We start from the raw sequence: 19694 nt of genomic DNA on the forward strand, positions 1-19694 counted from the left end.
GACGCGATCAGCTCGATCTCGTCGCGCTGACGGCCAAGCTCCGACGCGATCGAGCCGTAAAGCTCAGGATCACGATCCGCGAGAGATTGGGTGAAAAAATCGTCGGTACGATAGGGGGCATTCATGTCGAAACCTTTCGAATTGTGTTGGTCGTTCCGGTCCGGAACAGCAAAACTGGGGGGCAGGGGCAGGGGCAGGGGCAGAGCAGGTCTGGACCTCGTCACAATCACTTTGCGAAAGCCGTTTTGACCCGTACCTGCCTGTTGCCCAAGACGTTGTCTGTATCAGATCACCCGGTCACGCGGCGGGCGTCCCTCGAAGAAATCGCTCAGATTGTCCAGAACGCGAAATCCCATGGCTTCGCGCGCTTCTCGGGTGGCGCTTCCCAGATGGGGCAGCATGACCAGATTGTCGCAATGCAACAGGTCCGGGCTGACGTGGGGTTCTCCGTCGAAGACGTCGAGCGCTGCGCCGCCGATGGTGTCAAACATGAGGGCCTGGATCAGGGCATGTTCGTCGATGACCTCGCCGCGGGCGGTATTGATCAGATAGGCGTCAGGCTTCATCAAGTCGAGGCGGCGACCGTCGATCAGATGCCGGTTGGCGGCACCTCCGGGGCAGTGCAGCGAGACAAAATCGCATTGCGGCAGCAAGTCGTCGATGGTGTCGACCTGCGCGGCATTGCATTGATCCAGAATCTCCGACGAGACACGCGACCGGTTCTGTACAAGAATTTTCATGCCAAACCCGTGATGGGCGCGACGGGCCATTTCCTGGCCGATTCGACCGAAACCGATGATGCCCAATGTCTTGCCGCTGACTTTGGTGCCGACAAGATGTGTGGGCCGCCATCCTGTCCATTGGCCCGCGCGCAACTCTCGTTCTCCTTCGCCTGCTCGGCGGGCAACCATGAGCAACAACGTCATCGCGAGATCGGCAGTACATTCTGAAAGCACGTCGGGCGTATTGGTGACGGTCATTCCCAGGTCGCGTGCCGCAGGCTCGCAAATGTGGCTGTACCCAACACCGTAGTTGGCCAGGATCCTGGTTTGCGCCGACGGTACGTCCAGTGCTTCGGCATTCAGTGTATCGGTCACAGTCGGTAGGACCGCATCATACCGTTTGAGCGCTTCGCGAATTTCCGCCGGGGTCAAAGGTTTGTCCCCGGTATTCAGAACTGCGTCATAGCTCTCCATCAGTTGCGCCTCGACGGCGGCGGGCCAACGACGGGTGACAAGGACAGAGGGTTTGACCATCACGCTGCCTTTCCCATGACACGGGCGATGGTTTCGCCAATCACAGCGGGGTTTTCAGCCACGGTCACGCCTGCGGCCGAAAGGATTTCCACCTTTTCCGACGCACTTTCGCCAAAGGCCGAGATGATCGCACCAGCATGGCCCATCGTTCGCCCTTTGGGAGCGGTCAGGCCAGCGACATAGGCCACCACGGGCTTTGTGACGTGATTGCGGATATATTCTGCGGCTTCCGCCTCCTGAGGTCCGCCGATTTCTCCGATCATGGCGATCACCTCGGTGTCCTCGTCCTGCTCGAAGCGTTCCAGGATGTCGCGGAAAGACGAGCCGTTGATCGGGTCGCCGCCAATTCCGACGCTGGTCGAAACACCGATGCCGCGTTCCTTCAACTGCGCGGCCGCTTCATAACCCAGCGTGCCCGAACGCCCGATGATGCCGACAGGGCCAGGCAGATAGATATGGCCCGGCATGATCCCCAGCAGCGCTTTGCCCGGGCTGATCGTACCTGCGCAATTGGGGCCGGTCAGAACCATGCGCCGCTCTTTCGGATAACGGTACATGTAACGCTTGACGCGGATCATGTCCTGCGCCGGAATTCCGTCGGTGATGCATACGCAATAGCGGATACCGGCGTCAGCGGCTTCCATGATCGAATCCGCGGCAAACGGCGGTGGTACAAACACCAGGCTGGCATTGGCGCCGGTTGCTTCGACGGCTTGTTTGACCGTGTCAAAGACCGGAACGCCTTCGACGGTTTCGCCGCCCTTGCCGGGAACAACCCCGCCAACAACGTTGGTGCCATATTCCAGCATGTCCTTGGTGTGGAACCTTGCCATGCGGCCGGTTATGCCCTGAACGATTACGCGGCTTTCGCGATCGAGAAGAATGCTCATTACACGGCCCTCATCTGGGTGTTATGGGTCAGATCGTGCTTCCACGCGCTCACGGCGCGTTCGGCGGCTTCCATCAGAGTTGTTGCACGGATGATTGGCAGGCCCGATTTCGCAAGAATCTTTTGACCTTCCTCGACATTCGTTCCGGCAAGGCGAACTATGACGGGCAGATCGATCTGCAATTCGCGCAGCGCCTGCACGACACCTTCGGCAACCCAGTCACAGCGGTTGATGCCCGCAAAGATATTGACCAGCACCGCCTGAACGTTCTTGTCTGTCAGGACAAGACGGAACGCCTTGGCCACCCGTTCGGGCGAAGCGCCGCCGCCAATGTCGAGGAAGTTGGCAGGCTCACCACCAGCCAGCTTGATCGTGTCCATCGTGGCCATCGCAAGGCCGGCGCCATTCACGATGCAACCAATATTGCCCTCGAGCCCGACATAGGACAGGCCGCGATCTGCCGCACGGCTTTCGCGCGGGTCTTCCTGACTTTTATCGCGCAGTTCAGAGATTTGCGGATGACGGAACAGGGCGTTGTCGTCAAAGCTCATCTTGGCGTCAAGCGCCAGAACCCGATCGTCGCCGGTGATTACCAGGGGATTGATTTCCACCATGGTCGCGTCCAGCTCACTGAATGCGGCATAACACCCTTGCAATGTGCGGACCATTTGCTGAATCAGGCGGGGTTCCAGACCAAGGTTGAAGGCAATCTCCCGGGCCTGGAATTCCTGCAAACCTACTGCCGGTTCCACTGTGGAGCGCACGATACTTTCGGGTTTTTGCGCCGAAATCTCCTCGATCTCCATGCCACCTTCAGAGGATGCAACAATCATGATCCGCTGGCTGGAGCGATCAAGCACGAAACCAAGATAAATCTCGCGATCGATCGGCACCGCGCTTTCCACATAGACGCGATAGATGCCCTTGCCCTCGGGGCCGGTCTGATGGGTTACCAGCTTTCGACCGAACAGGTCATCGCATGCTTCGTAGATCTCGCCTTCGCTATTGCAAAGCTTGACGCCGCCCGCCTTGCCGCGACCGCCGGCGTGGACCTGTGCCTTGACGATCCATTTGTCGCCGCCCAATTCGCGGGCGCGATAAGCGGCCTGCTCCGGGCTGTAGGCCAACGCTCCCGAAGGAACTTCGACCCCGAAATTCGAAAGAATTTCTTTCGCCTGATACTCATGAATGTCCATTTGGAGTTCTCTCTTTTCTGCAGCGCAATTCAGGCGGCGATCGAAGTGCCGTAACGGCTCTCGAGCAAAGCCTCGACGACGTCGTTGTCCACCTGACCTCCGAGCTCCCGCAGGGCTTCGGCAAACAGACGCACGATCCGGCTGACGGCTTGGCGGTTCAATTGGTTGAGAATACCGATCCGCACCTGTACTGGCGCACTCAGTGTCGGCCATATGCCAAAGCCGCGCGCGCGGCAGTTCTGGACCAGTTCCATTTCACGGCCGGCCAGTTCCGGCGGCAGGTTGAGTACGACGAGGCTGGGCATGTCCGATGTGACTTCGCATCCCATCGCAGTTACGGCATCGCGCAGAACGTTTTTGTGGGTCCGGTACGCATTTGACCGCTTTGCCAGTCCTTCCTGCAGGGTGAGGCGCAGTGATTCATGAAAGGCAGCGACGGCATAGCCTGAATGGGTCCGGTGATAGGTGCCCTTTTCGACATCCCGACCATCGACAATTCCCCAATGGCGCGCCTCGAAAATCGGGTTGTGCACATAGGTGTAAGCGCCGGTGCTTTTCAGCGAGTCGATGTAGGCAGCGGTAAAGCTGACGGGCGCATAGGTCAGCGGCAGGCAACACAAACCTTTTTGTGGGCACGAGGCCCACCCGGCGACACCGGGAAAATCGTCGATCCGGAAATTCTCGACCCCAAGCGACGAGACGGCATCGATCAGCCCCATGACGCCATGGCGTTCGCACGCATCCGAGAACCCGCGCAGATCGTTGATACGGCCTGAACCGGTTTCCCAATGCGCCATGAAGGCCCACTTCGGCTTGTGCTCGGCCAAAGCGGCCTCGATTGTTTCGGCGGTGACCGGCTGGCCGTGCGGTACATCAATGACGATTACGCTGGCAGCTTTCGGATCGAGTGGATCGGCGGCGTGTTCCTGCGGTGTTGCTGCCTTGATCCGGAGTGTCAGCGAGTCGATGCCCGAAAAGGTTCCGTTCGAGAAAGCGACAACCTTGTCACCCGGCATGACGGCCGAGAACATGGTGTCCAGCCCGCTCCAGCCGGTGCCGGCCACAGCAAAGGTATACGCGTTTCTGGTGCCCCAGATCTCGCGCAGCATGTGCTTGCATTCGACCATTCCACGCAGAACGTCTGCTTGCATGTGATCGGCCACTCCGGCGCCGGAGAATGCCTGCAACACGCGGGCATCCGTGTTACCCGGCCCGGGGCCAGCCGCCAACGTCTCGGGGATTTCGAGCTGGGGGAAAATCTGAAACGTCATTGACGGCCTCCACTTCATCAGGGGCAATTGCTGGCCCCGTGTCTTTCGCTGACGTGTAGAAAAGCGATACTTGCTTTGGTCCGCAACGTAACTTACTACTGCTACGGGGCTTCCAAATAGATGGGGAAAAACCTACCCAAACTGGTAAGGATACCGATGCATACAAAGAAACCTACTGCCAAAACGGGTAGGTTTTGAAAATTTTAGGTGGAATTACAATGACTGGAACTCAGCGTTCTCCAATTGCCGTCATGCTCGCTGACAACAATCCGCTGGTGTTATCGGCGATGTCCGAGATCTTCGAACGCGATCCCCGATTCTCTTTGGTCGCAACATCGGCAACTGCCGAGGGCTTCCTGGGCGCGGTGATGCGGGTGCCGGTAAAGGTCTGCATCGTCGCTTGGGATTTGCCGGTTCTGGGCGCCGCGAAACTCATAGAAGTGCTGCGAGAGCAGGAAAACGCGCCGCGTTTTGTCATCTACGGGGATGAAGTTGGTGATGTGCCGCGTCTGGCGATGCAGGCGGGTGCCGCGGGTTTTGCGGCGCGCTCTGGCGAAGTCGAAGGGTTATTGGAAACCTGCGTCGATGTTGCGGCGGGCAAGATGGTTTTTCCCTTCATCGATGTCCGAAAGATGCAACGAAACCCGTTAGACAGCCTGTCACGAAAGGAAAGGGCCATTCTTGAGGCCCTTGCCAAAGGCATGTCCAATCGCGACCTGTCCAAGGACCTGCAGATTTCCACGAATACGGTGAAATTTCACCTGTCGAACATTTATGAAAAACTGTCGGTCAAGAACCGGGCGCAGGCTATTGCCTACTACTATTCTTCAAAATTCTCAGACATCAAACAGTAGGGGATTCAAAGCCACTGCATCTATCAGGTGCCAACACCAGAAGGGCCGCCATGGCGCTAAAGATCGCTGAAAAAAAGGCGACCGTTTGGCCGCCTAAGTTCAGTCCAGGAGGGTAATTCTAGTGCACATGAGGTACGACAAGTGTCGGGATTCTGGATCGTCGAAGCACCCGTTTGACGACGGTACCGATAAATGTGTGACCCGTTCCATGTTCATGCGTTCCCATGACGATCAGCCCGCAATCAAGGTCCTTGGCTCTTTGCAGGATCGCTTCCGCCGGGTGACCATCGACCAGTTCAACTGACGCAACCTTTTCGTAGGCCTGCTTTTCTTCCTTGCTCAGCGAACTGACAAAGGCCTTCTGGTTTGCCTTCAGCATGTCCTTTATGGACGCGTGCCGTTCCCTGATCGCATGCTTTCGCGATGCATCATCCTGGATGAACATCCGCAGCGTCATGATTGCGTCCTGAGTCAACGGTTCGGTCACATGCAGAACGTGAACTCTTGCATCATGCGTCTGCGCCAAAGCAATGGCGTGGCGCAAAGCATTGTCTGCGTTTGCCGACAGGTCGGTCGCGAACAGGATGTCTTTTATCTGAGGTAACATTGTTCAGTTCCTTTCATCTGCCGCTCAGTATCCGAACGCCCGAGGCAACCAAAGCGAGATTTCAGGGAAAAACGCGATGATGAAGATTGCCACAGTGTTGATGAAGGCAAACGGCAGCGCAGCCACTGATATCCGCTCGATGGAAATGTTGGATATCCCCGACGCGATGAACAGGTTTTCTCCCAATGGTGGCGTCTGAAAGCCGATACCCAGGGTACAGACCATGACAACTCCGAAGTGGATCGGATCGATGCCAACGCTGTAGGCAACCGGCAGCATGACCGGTACAAGGATCAGGATCGTGGCCAGCGTTTCCATGAACATTCCGACGAACAGCAGGAACAGGATCACGAGGGTCCAGATCACATAGATATTGTCGGTGACCGACAGCATCCCCTGCGCGATGATGGCCGGAATTTGATTTTCGACCAGCAACCGCCCAAAGACCGTCGCCGTGAACATGATCAACAACACACGGCCTGTCAGCCAGGTTGTCGTTTCAAGTGACGTGAAAAGCTTGTGCCACGACAATTCCCGATAGATGAACGTACCCACCACCAGAGTGTAAAAGATCGCGACGATCGCGGCTTCTGTCGGGGTGAAGAAACCCGAATAGATACCGCCAAGGATCACGACAGGTGCCATCAGCGCCCAGAAACCGCGGTACATTTCACACCAGATGTGGCGCGCGGACCAGCCTTCGGTGGTTCCCTTGTAACCGTTCTTCTTGGCCAGGATGTAGTTCATGATTAACAGGCTGCCGGCGATCAGAAAGGCGGGGAAGAATCCTGCGATGAACAGTTTCGGGATGGAAACCGTCTGGAATGTACCATGCTCGGCCACGGCCTCCGGCGGCGCGGGCATGCCAAGGGCGGCAATGCCGAAGATGATCAGCGGAATCGATGGTGGAATGACGATACCAAGACCCCCGGATGACGCGGTGATCGCAGACGCGTAATCCCGGTCATACTTGCGGTCGATCATGGCCGGGATCATCAGCATACCGACCGCAGCGGTCGTTGCCGGGCCAGAACCCGAGATTGCGCCGAAGAACAGGCAGGCAAACACCGTTGCGGCAGACATGCCACCGGTGAACGGACCGGCAAAGCTTTCGGCCACGGAAATCAACCGCCGGGACAGGCCTGATGCCTCCATCAAGGCTCCGGCCAGAATAAAGGCGGGCAAGGCCATCAACGGGAAAGACCCGACAGAGGTGAACGCGATCTGCACGAATTTGATCGGATTCTCATCAAGGACGAGAAACGTGATCATCGTCGAAACGCCAAGCGCCACCGTGATCGGCGCGCCAATGAACAAAAGCAGCAGGAAGCCGCCAAACAGGATATAAACGATTTCCACGCCCATCACTTGTCCTCCTCGCTTGCAGCGTGCGCTGCGTCGCCGCCGAATTCGGCGCGTACTTCTTCCAGATCGATTGCATCGGGATCGCGAAGGTCCTCATCCAGGACGATCTTTTTGTAGTTCACCTGGATGATGCGGATTGTCATCAGGGTGAACGCGATCGGCAGAACGATATATACCCAGCTCAGGTGGAACCCGAGGGTCTGTGAGGACTGGAACTTGTTCATCCGGTTGAAGATGAAATCCAGCGCCAGATAAACGAAATAGACATTGAAGCAGATCCAGAACAGATCGGCGAATGCCTCGATGAACTTGATTGCGCGAGGCGGAAGGAACTTGAACTGAAAGGTCACCCGGTTGTGGGCGCCCATCTTGGCCGCATAGCTGGCTCCGAAGAACACGAACCACACGAACATATAAACCGAAAGCTCTTCCACCCAGGAGAATGAGAAGTTGAACAACGTTCTCACCACGACCTGAAGGAACAGCAGACACACGAACACTGCCAGCAGGAACCGGCAAAGATAACTTTCGATATTGTCTAAAACACCCCAGAAGTTTTTCATGGGCCCCTCGCTGTCAGTGCGGCATGCGCCGGTTCAGCGCATGCCATTTGTTATTGTTGAGCGATATTATTCCGAGACGGGGTCGCGACCGATCGCGGCCAGCACCGCGTTCAGCTTTTCGACGCCGCCGATGCTTTCATAGAACTTCGGCCAAACGGCAGCGGTCGCCAGGTCGATGAATTCCTGCTCGTTGTTTTCCGGATCATCGATCTGCATGCCCTTGTCGAGCAGGATCTGCTTGATCTCGGCTTCCTTGTCGCGCAGGAACTGGGCCGATGCCGCGGTTGCCGCTTTGCCAGCCTCAAGGATGATTTCCTGATCTTCGGCCGACAGGTCCTGAAAGACCTGCTCGGAAATGATCAGCGGTTCAATCGAGAAGATGTAGCGGATGTTCGTGACGTACTTTTGCACCTCGTAGAACTTCATCGCGTTGATGGTGGTGTAGGGGTTGTCCTGACCATCCACAACCTTGGTCTGGAGACCCGCAAAAGTTTCCGACCATGCCATCGGCGTCGGGCTGATGCCCCAGGCTTTGTAGGTGTCGATCATGATCTCGTTCTTGGGGACGCGAATGACCAGGCCTTCAAGGTCGGCAACCGATTTGACCGGCTTTTTCGAATTGGTCAGCCGGCGGAAGCCGGTATAGGTCCAGGCAATGATGCGCACGCCTGCGTCATTGATGGTGTTTTCGGTCAGTTCCTGACCGATTGGGCCCTGGGTCAGCGTTTCGGCGTCTTCCAGGCTGAGAATGACGTAAGGCAGCGTGAACACGCCCACAGAGGGCGAAAACGGTGTCACGTTGTTGATCGCCAACAGCGACATGTCCAGCGTGCCGATCGCAGCCTCGTTCACGGTGTCCTGTTCCGAGCCCAGCTGGCCGTTCAGAAACAGTGTTGCGGTATGATTGCCGCCGGACAATTCCTCAAGTTTCGCCTTGAATGCCAGACCCGTGGCTTCCTGGCTTGATCCGCCGCTGTCGCCCACCGCGATTTTGAAGTTTTTGGCCTGAGCGGGGGCCGTAAGAGCAAAAGCCGCAACTGATGCAGCAATCGCAAACGATGACAGGTTTTTGATGAGTGTCATAAAGTCTCCTCCGGAGTTGGACTTTTTGTCTTGCTGGATCAGGCGACAGACACAGCAATGCCGCGCGCCGAAATCCAATGGAAAACATATAATTTGCAATTACCGTTCAGGTAATACAAAGTAATCGAAGCAAAGTTTGATAAACAGGAAACCTTTTATCTCGCGAAAATCGATCATATCGCGCGTGGCGAACGTAGACATCCGGCTGTTGGAGGTTTTTCGCACCGTCGTTGCATGCGGTGGGTTCACCGCGGCCGAGTTCGAGCTGAACATCGGCCGCTCGACTATCAGCAAGCATATTTCCGATCTGGAAACGCGTCTGAACCTCAAGCTTTGCCACAGGGGGCCGGCAGGTTTTTCCCTGACATCCGACGGGCAGCATGTTCTGGACGCAGCCGAAGACCTGTTCGCTGCGATCGACAAGTTTCAGGAACAGATCGACGAAGCGCACACTGCTCTGACCGGAAAGCTCAAGATCGCGATCTTCGATCACTCCTCGACGAACCCGGGCGCAAACGTCTTTGGGGCCATTCGCTTGTTCAGAAGCAGGGCGCCGGGTGTGACGCTCGATATATCCATGGAACCCCCTAACATCATCGAAGAGGGTGTGATCAACGGGCGCTTCAATCTGGGAATCGTTCCTTTGCACCGGCAATCGCCGATGCTCAACTATGCGAACCTCTATCAGGAAGACATGCGTCTTTATTGTGGAAAGGGGCACGAGCTGTTTGACGATCCGCGCGAAGAGTTCGAACTGAAATCGTTAAGAGCATTTTCGTTTGCCGGGTTGAGCTTCAACTCACCGAACATGTCGGTGCACCAGAAACTCAAGTTGAGAAAATCCGCATTCGTCCAAAATGAAGAAGCGCTTGCCCTTCTTGTTCTGTCAGGACGCTATCTCGGGTTTCTGCCAACCCACACGGCCTATCCATTCATCGAGGCCGGGCTGGCGCGCGAGATCCCGTGCAAGGGAACCCGTTTCGTCTCGCAGATGTCCGCGATCGTCCGGCGCAGCGCATCCAAGGGTCGTCGTCTCAATGCGTTCCTCGAAAGCCTCCTTAGCGCGCATGCAGATGATATGTTTGCCAAGCAATGATGGCTTTCACCCGGAATTGATCCGCTCTGGTTTTCTTGTCAGCCGTCGGGTTCTGGATATGCCAATGTCTTTGGAAATGGCTTCCAGGCGATAGTCGTGCATTGTGAAATCCTGGGGTTCATCCGGCTCTGCCTGTCGCAGAAATGCCCTATGGCAACCAGCAAGTGAATGCTGGCTGCCCCTTTCTACACGCCCATGGCAACCCAACGACTGGCCTTGGCGTGTTGGATCAGATCAAACCTCGAACCGGTACTCGTCAGGCTGCCATGCGTATGCCGAACCCGAGCGAAGAACACGGCCAAAGCTCGGGAAAGGCAAGTGGGCCGAAGCGACCAAAACGCCCTCGCCGGCTGCCATGTCCAGAAGTGAGGCGCGGGTCGCCTTGCCCGTTGCCCCATCGACATCAAAGGCAAGACCCGCTTCGGGATGCTGAAACTGAACCGAGGCCACACCACAGGCATCGCCCCAGATCAACAGGTCTTCTCCAGCCGAGGACAACCGGTATCCGGTATGACCCGGCGTGTGCCCGACCAAAGGCACCGCGGTAATGCCAGGTATAACTTCGGGGGAACCGGTGAACAGTTTGATCCGGCCATCATAAGCTGCCTTCACGCCCTTTGCCGCGTCGAACCAGGGCTTGGCAAAGTCCGGTGCGGCTGATTGTTCGCTGCTTGACGTCCAATAGTCGAACTCTGTTCCGCAGATATGGATTTCGGCATTCGGAAACACCGCAGCGCCGTTGGACAGCATTGAACCTATGTGGTCAGGATGCATGTGCGTGATAAGGATCGTATCTATTTGATCCGGAGTGTATCCAGCCGCCGCCAGCGTTGTCAGAAACTGCCCGGCCGTTGGGCCGAAATAGTCTGCAGACCCGGTGTCCACCAATGTCAGGCGATCTCCCTGATTGATGAGGTATGAGGTGACACCAATTCGGATCGCTCCCGATGCCGGCAAACCCGCAGCGGCAGCCAGGTCTTCGACTGTTGCCTGTTCGATGTTGGTCCAGAACCCGTGGGCAACGTCGATGTAGCCATCCAGCAATGCGGTGACCTGGGCGTCCCCCACTTTTCTGCGGTAAAATCCCGGTGCTTGACCGGATGCCTTTGGCGCCTTGGCCGCGACCATGCCGGGCATGGTCGCGGCAGTCGCGGCGACCGCCGCAGTTCCCAGAACCATTCTTCGCGTGACGTTTACCATATCGGTTTTCCTTTCTATTCAACTGCCCTGCGCGCCAGCAGCGGGTCCGTCAGCAACCTGGCCGGTCCACAGGGTTTCCGATTTCGAGTGAATCTTGTTGTTGCATCACATGTGAGAGACGATATTATGATAAGAACCAATGATAAAGTACGCACCTTCTGGTTCCTGTCGAAAGGTCACAAATGCTTGATATCAAACCCGACCCATATATCGCGCTGTGCCCGTCCCGGAAAATCATCGCGGTGATTGGCGATAAGTGGTCGCTGCTTGTCATTCCGTTGCTTATCGACGGGCCAAAACGGAATTCGGAACTCATGCGAGAGATCGAGGGCCTGTCTCAGAAGATGCTGACGCAGACACTCAAACGGCTGGAGAAATACAATCTGGTCGCGCGCCACGATTACGGAGAAGTGCCACCTCGCGTGGACTATCGTTTGACACCGCTTGGGCATTCGCTGGCCAGTGTGGTCAGAACGCTTGATAACTGGGTCATCGCAAACTTCGATGACCTGACCACCCTGTGATGCCAAGATCAGGTGTGGATCTCGCTCACCCGGGCCACGGTTGAACGCGCGAAACAGCAGCCCTTCGGTCCGGATCGAGAAGCTTCACCAAGACTGTTGCAGCACGCCATGCATCCATTGTGCGATGTCAAGCAAGCGGTCGTCATGTCCGCGCGGGGCGATCAGTTGTATGCCCAACGGCAAGCCTTGCGGATCGGTCCCGAACGGCAGCGCAACCGAGGGCACCTGCAACAACGCCCACATGCGCGAGAACAGCGGATCGCCGGTCGCCGCCAGACCCTTGGGCGCGGGACCGGGCGCCGAAGGAACCAACATCGCGTCCACATCCATAAACAACTGATCAAAAATCGCATTTGCCCGATCCCGCAGGTCCAGCGCTGCGTGGTACTCCGCTTCGTCGACCCGGTGTCCCGCCTCGATCAGGGCGTGGAATTGCGGGCTTATTCCCGGCTCGCCGATCTCGTATTCCCGCGCCCGCTGCCGGGCGGTCTCATAGCCCATGACAACGATATGCGCCCAGACCAGACCTTCAAAAACAGCGGGATGAGCAATCTCACCCGTTTCCGCACCGGTCCCGGCGATGGCGGCCAACGCCCTTGTGCAGACGTCGCGCATTTCGATCGATCCGTCCTGCCAATGTGGTCCACGCATCAGGCTGATCCTTGGCAAACCTTCATCGAAAGCCGGAACCGGAGGCAGCTCGGCACCTCGAAGAACGCTGTCGGCCAGCACCAGATCGCGAGGGTCGCGTGAAAGAATTCCAAGCGTATCCAGGCTGTGCGACAGACCCATCACACCGCGCAGATCGAACCGCCCCGCCGTCGGCTTGAATCCGCAGACACCGCAATAGGCCGCGGGCCGGATCAGCGAGGCCGCCGTTTGCGAACCGAAGGCCAGCGGCGCCATGAAATCGGCCACCGCCGCGGCCGAACCCGACGAAGACCCGCCGGGCGTATGCGCCGGGTTGGCGGGATTTGCTGTCTTGCCGGGGCGAAAATAGGCGAACTCGGTGGTCACCGTCTTGCCGAGCGGGATCGCCCCGGCCTCCAGAAACGCGTCAACACAGGCGGCGTTCTGCTCGGGGCGGCGGTCGGCGTACAGATCGCTGCCCCATCCGGTCGGCATGTCCCTTGTGTCAATGATGTCCTTGATGGCAAAGGGCACGCCATGAAGCGGCCCGCCGACGGGGAGAGTGTCGGCGGCGAGTGCCCGCTCCATGGCGCGCTCCGCATCGAGGCTTTGGAATGCCCCGATCACGGGTTCCCGCGAACCGATCCGGTCCAGGTGCGCCGCCATCACCTCTGACGGTTTGACCTCGCCATCGCGGATCATGGCGGCAAGCTCATAGGCGCGGTACCGGTTCAGTTCGCTCATGCGTCCAGCGCTTTCAGGGCGGCGGCAAAGGGGTCGACCGGCATGTCATAAATGCCACCTCCCAGACGCCCCGCTTCGCCCAGCCTATCAAGGATGCCAAGCCCGATCACCGGCCCCGCCCCCTGTGCGACCGCACCGCGCGCGGTGGTGCCCAGCCGCAGATCAAGCGCGCCGAAATAGGGATGCGCGCCAACCGACAGCCCGGATGTGCGGGCCGCCGCGTTTGCAGGCAGGAAGGCTTGCAAGCCTTTCTTCTGCTCGGGGCTCAATTCAATGGCCATCGCGCCCAGGCCAAAGGCCTCGACCACGGCGCTGTCGCCGATCGCTCCCAGGGCGCGATCCTCGGGCAAATCGACATCGAACCGGCCCTTGGGTGGGGTGGCCGGAACCGTAAACCATTGCCCCGGCAACCCCGATATCTGAATACCCACGTCGCGCCCGTTGCCGCCCGCGGCCGTGACAAAGCTCGATCCCTCGATTCCTTCGGCCAGTTTCATCATGATCTTGGTCGCCGCCATCCACAGGTTCAGGAACAGCGATGGCGAACCGGCCATGAACTCCAGGGAATCTTCGTCTGCAATGCCGTTCGGTGTGCGGTCCTTCAGCTCGGCCACCAGCGCAGCGGTGGCAACCGGGGTTCGCCCGTGGCAGTCGTCTCCGCCCATCAGCCCGGTCACGGCCAGCGGCACCAGCGCGATGCCTTCGGCCAGCCCGTTTTCCAGAACCTCCAGAAACCGTGTGTTGAGCCAGCGGATATGCGCCAGCACCGCCTCGGACCGCAGCCCCAGCCGCATGGCCGGGCGCGACCCGGCGTTGATCGGCGTGAACACTCGCTGCTGACCGCGCCAGGCGTCATAGATGGTGTGCAGCGGCATATGCGCCGAAACCACCGCCGCCAGCGGGGTGACGACGTCATGGTCCTGCGCCGGTTCCAGCACAATCTCGCCCGCCAGGATCATCGCCTCCGCCTGATCGAAATCCCGCGCCAACCCTTCCCAAACGGAGGCGACGCAGGCCGAGTTCAGAATCGGCGCGGCGATCTGATCGGGGCTGGCAAAGGCCGGGCCGGCATGCAGCAGCACGTTGTCCGGCAATTTGACCGCATCGGCAGCGGTGTTGAACCGGTTCCAGACCGGCTGGGTCACCATCGCCTTGTCGAATGCAAGCTGATCGGCAGGATGCAGCATCACGCCCCCTCCGGCGGAATGATCCATGTTTCCGAGAAATACAGGAACGCGGTCGTCGTTTCGTACCCGGCCTGAACCCGTGTGCCCAGCTTGCCGGGCAGCGCGCGGCCATTGACGATGATCTGCGCCGAATGCGCCGGCACCAGCAGCGAAAACATGTTCTGCTCGCCCGAGGCCACCTCATGCGGCGACAGTTCCAGCGCGCGCGGCGGTTCAAACCCTTCCCAGACAAGCTCCACCACCAGGTTTTCTCCGGCAATTGTCTCGGTATAGCGGTGGCCCATCGGATCGCCCGAACTGCGAACGGCCTGCGCGCCGATCTCGGGCAGGGTGGCAAAGGCGGGTGCGTTTGCAAAGGCCGCCAGCTTGCTGATGAAGTTCGTCTTCAGGAACGCGGTCAGCTCTGGATTGTCGCTGAGGATGATATTGGGTGCGCCGGACGGCCCTTCGACCTGATCCGGGGTTCCGTAAAGCAACAGCACTTGCCCCTGACCGACCGGTGACCATGCCACCCGGAAAAACAGCGCCATGGCGCTGAAATTGCCATCGTCGTTTTTCAGCAGAATCCCCGGATTTTCACCGGTCCAGTCAACCACGCCCGGAGTAATCGGTTCGTTCAGCGGCATCGGATGTCCTCCTTTGGCGTGACCCAGGTTTCGGAAAAGGCCAGAAAGGCCGTGGACATGGTGCGGCCAAAGAATTGGCGGCTGGCCACCTGACCGGGCAGGGGGGTGCCGTTGATCCGGACCTCGGCTGCCCGCGCCTCCAAAAACACCGAATACATCTCATGCGCCTTGGTGGCCGAGTTCTCCTTGGTGACCTCGACCGGCAGCGGCGGCCCCATGTCGCGCCAGATCATCTCCAGCGTGACACCAGACCCGCGCAGGGTTTCGGAATACCTGCCTTTCAGATCGCCGGGGCGCTTTTCGACACTGTCACAATCCAGCCAGCTCATGGCATCCAGTCCGGCCTTGCCGACAAAGGTCGGCATCCTTGTCACCCAGCCATCGACGATCCAGCGCATCATGCGCTGATTGTCGGTCATGATCAGGTTCGGTGCATGCGGCCAGCCGCGCGCCTCGTCCGGGGCGCCCAGAACGATGGCCGCATGGCCCCGCCCATAGGGTGAAAGAACCACCCGAAAGAACAGCGCCAGCGTATCATAGTGATCCTGATCCGGGTCCTGCTTGAGATAGATGCCGGGGTTTTCCCCCGACCAGTCGACCCGGCCGGGATTGTGCGGAATACGTGTGCTCATGCCCAGCCCGCCTCATAGTCCCTCAGCGCGTTTTCGATGAATTCCCGGCGCGCTTTGCCTTGCAGATGGTCACCGGATTTCAGGATCTCGGCGACCTTAAAGGACACTTCTTTTTGCAGCGCGCCGTCGTCGCGGCCCTCCTGCAGCGGAATTTTCAGCACCGTATCGCCGGCATAGGTCGGGATCACCGCGTCGAAATTGTCGGTGGGTTGCGGCGGCCTCTCGCCCTTTTGCAGCGCCCGGATGGCGTTGCGCACCATGCGCCGCGCCTTGGCCACGCCGCGGTCGGTAAAGCTGAGGTTCTCGCGCGCATGCACGTTGATCGGCCCCTGGCTGACCCAGGCGTCATAATCGCCCGGATCGCGCTGGCGCATCTCATAGGGCCGGTCCGGCCCCTGACCATAGAAATCGGTCTTGCCGTAACCCACCTCATCGCGATTGGTCATGCCGCGCGGATCGTCGTTGAACCGGTTCTCGCGGAAATGCCGCCAGGCGATGACCATGGTGTTGGTGTCGTCAATCGGCGTGATCCAGCGGGTCAGCCCGCCACGCCCGAAATAGCGCGACCGGTCGGGGATCGGAAAATGCCCGCCATTCTGGGTAAAGCTGGGCAGCATGTGATCATGCACCCGCACCCAGATGAAATCGCCGTCGCGCCGCACATTGGTATAGAAATCGCCGGTCTGGCTGTCGTGGAACTCGATCATCGGCATATGGGCGAACGCCTCGTGAAACTGCACGCGGGCGGCCTTGGTATGCAGGTAAACGACGTGAAACGGATCCCAGGCGTTTTCCATCACCTGCAGCCAGTTGCAGGGCGACTTGATCAGATAGGGCACCAGCTCGTCCCCCTCGTCATCAAAGGTGTCCATGACGGGGAAAGGCGGGCGCTCGGCGCTTGGCCCCATATAAAGAAACGCCAGCCCCTTGTATTCGATCACCGGATAGGCCCCCAGACAGGCCTTTTTCCTGACCTGAGAGGCGGGCGGTTCACAGGGCGTTTCCAGAACCGTGCCATCCAGCCCGTATTTCCACCCATGATAGGAACAGCGGATGCCGCCCTCTTCGACAATCCCGAATTCCAGGCTCATGTTGCGGTGACAGCAATGCAGATGGGTACAGCCCAGCCGACCCTCTTTCTTCTCCCGAAACAGCACCAGATCCTCGCCCAGAATGCGGATGCGATAAGGCAAATCGCCGATCTGGTCGGTCATCGCCACCGGCATCCAGAACCGGCGCAGGTATTCACCGCACGGCGTGCCGGGGCCGACCTCGGTCAGTTCCGGGTCATGCGCCTGGCCCCAAACCGATTGCTGATCGTGACCGCGAAAATTGCCCTCGGGCGCCTGAAAAAGATCGTTCATGGGTTCCTCCGTTACTTCGTTCGGTCCGTTTTGGGTCAGGGGAACGGGTCTGGCACCGGCGCGTTGCCGGTCCAGACCGACTTGACCTGCAGGAAATCCTTGATTGCCTCCGGGCCAAGCTCGCGCCCATACCCGGACAGCTTCATTCCGCCGATGGGGCTGGACGGATCGACGCTACGGTAATGGTTGACGTAAACGGTGCCCGCTTCGATGGATGCCGCCACCCGCGCGGCCCGGTCTGAGTCCGAGGTCCAGACCCCGCCCGCCAGGCCATAATCGCTGTCATTGGCCAGCGCGATGGCCTCTGCTTCGCTTTCGAATGTGGTCACAGCCAGAACCGGCCCGAACACCTCGTCGCGCCACAGCTGCATATGCGGCGCGACATCGGCGAAAATCGTGGGTCCGACATAAAATCCCTCCCGCCCCCGCGCCGTTGCCAATCCGTCCAGCAGGCACGTGGCGCCGTCATCCTTCGCCTGCACGATCATCGAGCGCACCTTGCGCAGGTGCGGCTCGTTGGCCAGCGGCGCGACCTGCGTATTCGGGTCCATCGGGTCGCCCATCCGCAGCGCCTGCGCGCGCTTTAGCAAGCGGTCAACAAACCGCTTGGCAATCGGGGCTTCGACAATCAGCCGCGATCCGGCGACACAGGTCTGACCATTGGACAGAAAGATGCCGGACAGAACCCCGTTCACCGCGTTTTCGATATCGGCATCGGCGAAAACCACCTGGGCCGACTTGCCGCCCAGCTCCAGCGTTGTGGGTACAACCCCGGCCGACGCCGCTTCGGCCACCTTGCGGCCGCCCAGATCCGAACCGGTAAACGTGACTTTTCGTGTCAACGGATGGCGCACAAGCGCCTCACCCACCTCGTGCCCAAGACCGGTCACCACGTTCAGCACACCGCCTGGCAGCCCTGCTTCGTGTGCCATACGGGCAAATTCAAGTGTCGAGGCCGAAGCCATCTCTGACGGTTTGACCACTACCGTATTGCCCGCCGCCAACGCCGGGGCCAGCTTCCACGCAAGGATCATCAGCGGTGAATTCCAGGGGGTGATGGCGACCACCACGCCATAAGGCAGGTGATAGCCGGTGCTCTCGACCCCCGCGACCGCGTTATTCTGACGCTCCGGTCCCAAGTTGCGCGCCTCAGCGGCGAAATGGCGATACCAGCTGTGCAGCCCGGCGAATTGCGCGCGCACTTCGGTGATGCGTTTGCCATTGTCGCGGATTTCCGGCTCGACCAGCTCTTCCCAGCGGGCCTCCAGCACATCAGCCAGTTGCTCCAGCATTCGCGCCCTGTCCCCGGTATCCGCCCCGGCCCAGTGCCCGGTTCGAAAGGCCCGGTCCGCCGCCCGCACGGCAAGGTCGGCCTCGACCGCGCGGCATCTGGCAACCCGGCTCCAGACCTGACCGGTTGCGGGGTCGGTACTGTCCAGTACCGGCCCCGACCAGCCGAGCGAGCGGCCATCTATGAACGGAGCGTATATGCGCATTCATCCTCCCCCGGTTGCGGGCAGGTCTTGCGCCACCAGCGCCAGCATTTCACCCCGGCGCACCATCCCCCGGTTGCCATGCGCCAGAACAAAGCCAGCTTCGGGAAAGGGCAGTGGTATGGGGTCTCGCGCAGGTTCCAGCGGGAATCGCAGGGTTCCGGCCAGTTGACCTGCCTCAACCGTTTCGCCCGCGCTCACAAGGCGATCGAACAGCCCGTCCGACGGGGCAAAGACCGAATGCAGCGGAGAGGCGATATGAACATGACGGGGCAGGGGCGGTTCGCGCAGTTTCCCCGGCAGCAGGCCCAGATGGATCAGGCAGTTGCGCAAACCGGCTTCGGTCTGGTCGGTGATATGCGGATCGGCGCCGCCGCCGCCACCCAGTTCCGCCGCGATCATCGGTACACCGGCGCGCACCGCCGCCGCGTTGACCGAGCGGTCGTCATTGTGTTCGCCCAGCACCCATACCAAGGGCAGGCCGAAGCACTGCGCCAACTTCCGGCTACGCTCCGTCAATTCCGGGTCTTGATACGGTCCGGCCAGCGTGCATGTGGCAAAGACAGACGCCTTGCCGCCCGAATGCAGATCGATCACCGCGTCGCACCGGGGTATCAGAACCCGCTCGATGAAATCCGCGATCATCTCGGTCGGGCCGCCATCCCGGTCGCCGGGAAAGGCACGGTTCAGATTGCCGCCATCCAAAGGCGAAACCCGCGTCGACGCGGCCAGGGCAGGGGCGTTCAGCGCTGGAACCAGCAGAACCTGACCGTTCAACTGCACCGCATCCAGCACCTCCGCCAGTCGCATGATTGCGGCCGGCCCTTCGAACTCGTCCCCATGAGTGCCGCCAACGATCAGAACTGTTGGTCCCGTGCCGCCTTTGAAGCTCATGATCGGGATCGGATGATACCCCAGAGGGTTGGTGTTGTCCGACCAGCGCAGCATCAGATCGCCCGTCTGAAAACCCGGCTTTTCCAGGTCGATGGTCGATTTCAGCCTGCTGTCCAAATCGTGCAAACGCATTCCAGATACATCCGATAACGATAACCTGCATTCTTCTAGCATAATTTTTTTGCAAGTGAATTGTAAAAATGCTGTAATCATGTGATG

19 protein-coding genes are annotated in these 19694 nt (G+C 59.3%); 3 read left to right on the plus strand and 16 right to left on the minus strand.

The window, feature by feature from the left end:
- Nucleotides 1-284: 284 nt before the first annotated feature.
- The 4 genes from ACR0LZ_RS19670 to ACR0LZ_RS19685 are packed head-to-tail and all read right to left on the minus strand — an operon-like array spanning nt 285 to nt 4613.
- Complete coding sequence (locus ACR0LZ_RS19670) at nt 285-1256, minus strand: 2-hydroxyacid dehydrogenase (protein ID WP_480751933.1); 972 nt, start codon at nt 1254-1256, stop codon at nt 285-287.
- Nucleotides 1256-2146, minus strand: a complete 891-nt coding sequence (sucD, locus tag ACR0LZ_RS19675; protein ID WP_480751829.1) for a succinate--CoA ligase subunit alpha — start codon at nt 2144-2146, stop codon at nt 1256-1258. The genes ACR0LZ_RS19670 and sucD overlap by 1 nt, the downstream gene beginning before the upstream one ends.
- A complete protein-coding gene (locus tag ACR0LZ_RS19680) occupies nt 2146-3342 on the minus strand; it encodes a malate--CoA ligase subunit beta (protein ID WP_480751831.1) in 1197 nt (398 codons plus the stop codon). The genes sucD and ACR0LZ_RS19680 overlap by 1 nt, the downstream gene beginning before the upstream one ends.
- A 29-nt stretch (nt 3343-3371) precedes the next feature.
- Nucleotides 3372-4613, minus strand: a complete 1242-nt coding sequence (locus ACR0LZ_RS19685; RefSeq protein ID WP_480751832.1) for a pyridoxal-phosphate-dependent aminotransferase family protein — start codon at nt 4611-4613, stop codon at nt 3372-3374.
- Between the two features lie 218 nt (nt 4614-4831).
- On the opposite strand from ACR0LZ_RS19685, the gene ACR0LZ_RS19690 reads away from it, so the two are divergent.
- On the plus strand, nt 4832-5467 hold the full coding sequence (locus ACR0LZ_RS19690; RefSeq protein ID WP_480751834.1) for a LuxR C-terminal-related transcriptional regulator: 636 nt from the start codon (nt 4832-4834) through the stop codon (nt 5465-5467).
- A gap of 118 nt (nt 5468-5585) precedes the next feature.
- Here the strand turns inward: ACR0LZ_RS19690 and ACR0LZ_RS19695 are convergent, their stop codons facing one another.
- The 4 genes from ACR0LZ_RS19695 to ACR0LZ_RS19710 form a co-directional block, all read right to left on the minus strand.
- Nucleotides 5586-6074, minus strand: a complete 489-nt coding sequence (locus tag ACR0LZ_RS19695; RefSeq protein ID WP_480751835.1) for a universal stress protein — start codon at nt 6072-6074, stop codon at nt 5586-5588.
- A 24-nt stretch (nt 6075-6098) separates the two neighbouring features.
- Nucleotides 6099-7439, minus strand: a complete 1341-nt coding sequence (locus ACR0LZ_RS19700) for a TRAP transporter large permease (RefSeq protein WP_480751837.1) — start codon at nt 7437-7439, stop codon at nt 6099-6101.
- Nucleotides 7439-8002 carry a TRAP transporter small permease gene (locus ACR0LZ_RS19705; RefSeq protein WP_480751839.1) on the minus strand — a complete coding sequence of 188 codons (564 nt, stop codon included), beginning with the start codon at nt 8000-8002 and terminating at the stop codon, nt 7439-7441. The genes ACR0LZ_RS19700 and ACR0LZ_RS19705 overlap by 1 nt, the downstream gene beginning before the upstream one ends.
- A gap of 66 nt (nt 8003-8068) precedes the next feature.
- The gene (locus ACR0LZ_RS19710) at nt 8069-9085 is read right to left on the minus strand and encodes a TRAP transporter substrate-binding protein (protein WP_480751841.1); all 1017 of its coding nucleotides are present in this window, start codon (nt 9083-9085) and stop codon (nt 8069-8071) included.
- Between the two features lie 184 nt (nt 9086-9269).
- On the opposite strand from ACR0LZ_RS19710, the gene ACR0LZ_RS19715 reads away from it, so the two are divergent.
- Nucleotides 9270-10181, plus strand: coding sequence for a LysR family transcriptional regulator (locus ACR0LZ_RS19715; RefSeq protein WP_480751843.1), 912 nt, complete (start codon nt 9270-9272; stop codon nt 10179-10181).
- Between the two features lie 234 nt (nt 10182-10415).
- Here ACR0LZ_RS19715 and ACR0LZ_RS19720 read toward each other — a convergent pair whose 3' ends face one another.
- Nucleotides 10416-11381: an MBL fold metallo-hydrolase gene (locus tag ACR0LZ_RS19720; protein ID WP_480751845.1), complete on the minus strand. Its 966-nt coding sequence runs from the start codon at nt 11379-11381 to the stop codon at nt 10416-10418.
- A gap of 182 nt (nt 11382-11563) precedes the next feature.
- On the opposite strand from ACR0LZ_RS19720, the gene ACR0LZ_RS19725 reads away from it, so the two are divergent.
- The gene (locus tag ACR0LZ_RS19725) at nt 11564-11905 is read left to right on the plus strand and encodes a winged helix-turn-helix transcriptional regulator (protein ID WP_480751847.1); all 342 of its coding nucleotides are present in this window, start codon (nt 11564-11566) and stop codon (nt 11903-11905) included.
- 84 nt (nt 11906-11989) lie between these two features.
- Here ACR0LZ_RS19725 and ACR0LZ_RS19730 read toward each other — a convergent pair whose 3' ends face one another.
- From ACR0LZ_RS19730 to ACR0LZ_RS19760, 7 genes are read right to left on the minus strand one after another with little or no spacing between them, the layout of a single operon-like run.
- On the minus strand, nt 11990-13279 hold the full coding sequence (locus tag ACR0LZ_RS19730) for an amidase (protein WP_480751849.1): 1290 nt from the start codon (nt 13277-13279) through the stop codon (nt 11990-11992).
- A complete protein-coding gene (locus ACR0LZ_RS19735) occupies nt 13276-14466 on the minus strand; it encodes a YlbE family protein (RefSeq protein ID WP_480751850.1) in 1191 nt (396 codons plus the stop codon). The genes ACR0LZ_RS19730 and ACR0LZ_RS19735 overlap by 4 nt, the downstream gene beginning before the upstream one ends.
- The gene (locus ACR0LZ_RS19740) at nt 14466-15092 is read right to left on the minus strand and encodes a hypothetical protein (protein WP_480751851.1); all 627 of its coding nucleotides are present in this window, start codon (nt 15090-15092) and stop codon (nt 14466-14468) included. Before ACR0LZ_RS19740 ends, ACR0LZ_RS19735 begins: the two co-directional genes overlap by 1 nt.
- The gene (locus tag ACR0LZ_RS19745; protein ID WP_480751852.1) at nt 15083-15724 is read right to left on the minus strand and encodes a hypothetical protein; all 642 of its coding nucleotides are present in this window, start codon (nt 15722-15724) and stop codon (nt 15083-15085) included. The genes ACR0LZ_RS19740 and ACR0LZ_RS19745 overlap by 10 nt, the downstream gene beginning before the upstream one ends.
- The gene (locus ACR0LZ_RS19750) at nt 15721-17088 is read right to left on the minus strand and encodes a Rieske 2Fe-2S domain-containing protein (protein WP_480751854.1); all 1368 of its coding nucleotides are present in this window, start codon (nt 17086-17088) and stop codon (nt 15721-15723) included. Before ACR0LZ_RS19750 ends, ACR0LZ_RS19745 begins: the two co-directional genes overlap by 4 nt.
- Nucleotides 17089-17123: 35 nt before the next feature.
- Nucleotides 17124-18584 (minus strand): aldehyde dehydrogenase, encoded by a 1461-nt coding sequence (locus ACR0LZ_RS19755; RefSeq protein WP_480751856.1) that lies wholly within the window; start codon nt 18582-18584, stop codon nt 17124-17126.
- Entirely contained in the window at nt 18585-19607 is a 1023-nt protein-coding gene (locus ACR0LZ_RS19760; protein WP_480751857.1) for a succinylglutamate desuccinylase/aspartoacylase family protein, read from the minus strand.
- Nucleotides 19608-19694: the final 87 nt, after the last annotated feature.

This window comes from Ruegeria sp. CI1 (assembly GCF_056536925.1).

What these genes read in the sequence shown, in the direction of transcription:
- ACR0LZ_RS19725 (WP_480751847.1), top strand. Translation starts at nt 11,564, where the DNA reads ATGCTTGATATCAAACCCGACCCATATATCGCGCTGTGCCCGTCCCGG.
- ACR0LZ_RS19710 (WP_480751841.1), bottom strand. Translation starts at nt 9,085, where the DNA reads ATGACACTCATCAAAAACCTGTCATCGTTTGCGATTGCTGCATCAGTT.
- ACR0LZ_RS19745 (WP_480751852.1), bottom strand. Translation starts at nt 15,724, where the DNA reads ATGAGCACACGTATTCCGCACAATCCCGGCCGGGTCGACTGGTCGGGG.
- ACR0LZ_RS19685 (WP_480751832.1), bottom strand. Translation starts at nt 4,613, where the DNA reads ATGACGTTTCAGATTTTCCCCCAGCTCGAAATCCCCGAGACGTTGGCG.
- sucD (WP_480751829.1), bottom strand. Translation starts at nt 2,146, where the DNA reads ATGAGCATTCTTCTCGATCGCGAAAGCCGCGTAATCGTTCAGGGCATA.
- ACR0LZ_RS19700 (WP_480751837.1), bottom strand. Translation starts at nt 7,439, where the DNA reads ATGGGCGTGGAAATCGTTTATATCCTGTTTGGCGGCTTCCTGCTGCTT.
- ACR0LZ_RS19705 (WP_480751839.1), bottom strand. Translation starts at nt 8,002, where the DNA reads ATGAAAAACTTCTGGGGTGTTTTAGACAATATCGAAAGTTATCTTTGC.
- ACR0LZ_RS19695 (WP_480751835.1), bottom strand. Translation starts at nt 6,074, where the DNA reads ATGTTACCTCAGATAAAAGACATCCTGTTCGCGACCGACCTGTCGGCA.
- ACR0LZ_RS19720 (WP_480751845.1), bottom strand. Translation starts at nt 11,381, where the DNA reads ATGGTAAACGTCACGCGAAGAATGGTTCTGGGAACTGCGGCGGTCGCC.
- ACR0LZ_RS19760 (WP_480751857.1), bottom strand. Translation starts at nt 19,607, where the DNA reads ATGCGTTTGCACGATTTGGACAGCAGGCTGAAATCGACCATCGACCTG.
- ACR0LZ_RS19670 (WP_480751933.1), bottom strand. Translation starts at nt 1,256, where the DNA reads ATGGTCAAACCCTCTGTCCTTGTCACCCGTCGTTGGCCCGCCGCCGTC.
- ACR0LZ_RS19730 (WP_480751849.1), bottom strand. Translation starts at nt 13,279, where the DNA reads ATGAGCGAACTGAACCGGTACCGCGCCTATGAGCTTGCCGCCATGATC.
- ACR0LZ_RS19740 (WP_480751851.1), bottom strand. Translation starts at nt 15,092, where the DNA reads ATGCCGCTGAACGAACCGATTACTCCGGGCGTGGTTGACTGGACCGGT.
- ACR0LZ_RS19690 (WP_480751834.1), top strand. Translation starts at nt 4,832, where the DNA reads ATGACTGGAACTCAGCGTTCTCCAATTGCCGTCATGCTCGCTGACAAC.
- ACR0LZ_RS19750 (WP_480751854.1), bottom strand. Translation starts at nt 17,088, where the DNA reads ATGAACGATCTTTTTCAGGCGCCCGAGGGCAATTTTCGCGGTCACGAT.
- ACR0LZ_RS19755 (WP_480751856.1), bottom strand. Translation starts at nt 18,584, where the DNA reads ATGCGCATATACGCTCCGTTCATAGATGGCCGCTCGCTCGGCTGGTCG.
- ACR0LZ_RS19680 (WP_480751831.1), bottom strand. Translation starts at nt 3,342, where the DNA reads ATGGACATTCATGAGTATCAGGCGAAAGAAATTCTTTCGAATTTCGGG.
- ACR0LZ_RS19735 (WP_480751850.1), bottom strand. Translation starts at nt 14,466, where the DNA reads ATGCTGCATCCTGCCGATCAGCTTGCATTCGACAAGGCGATGGTGACC.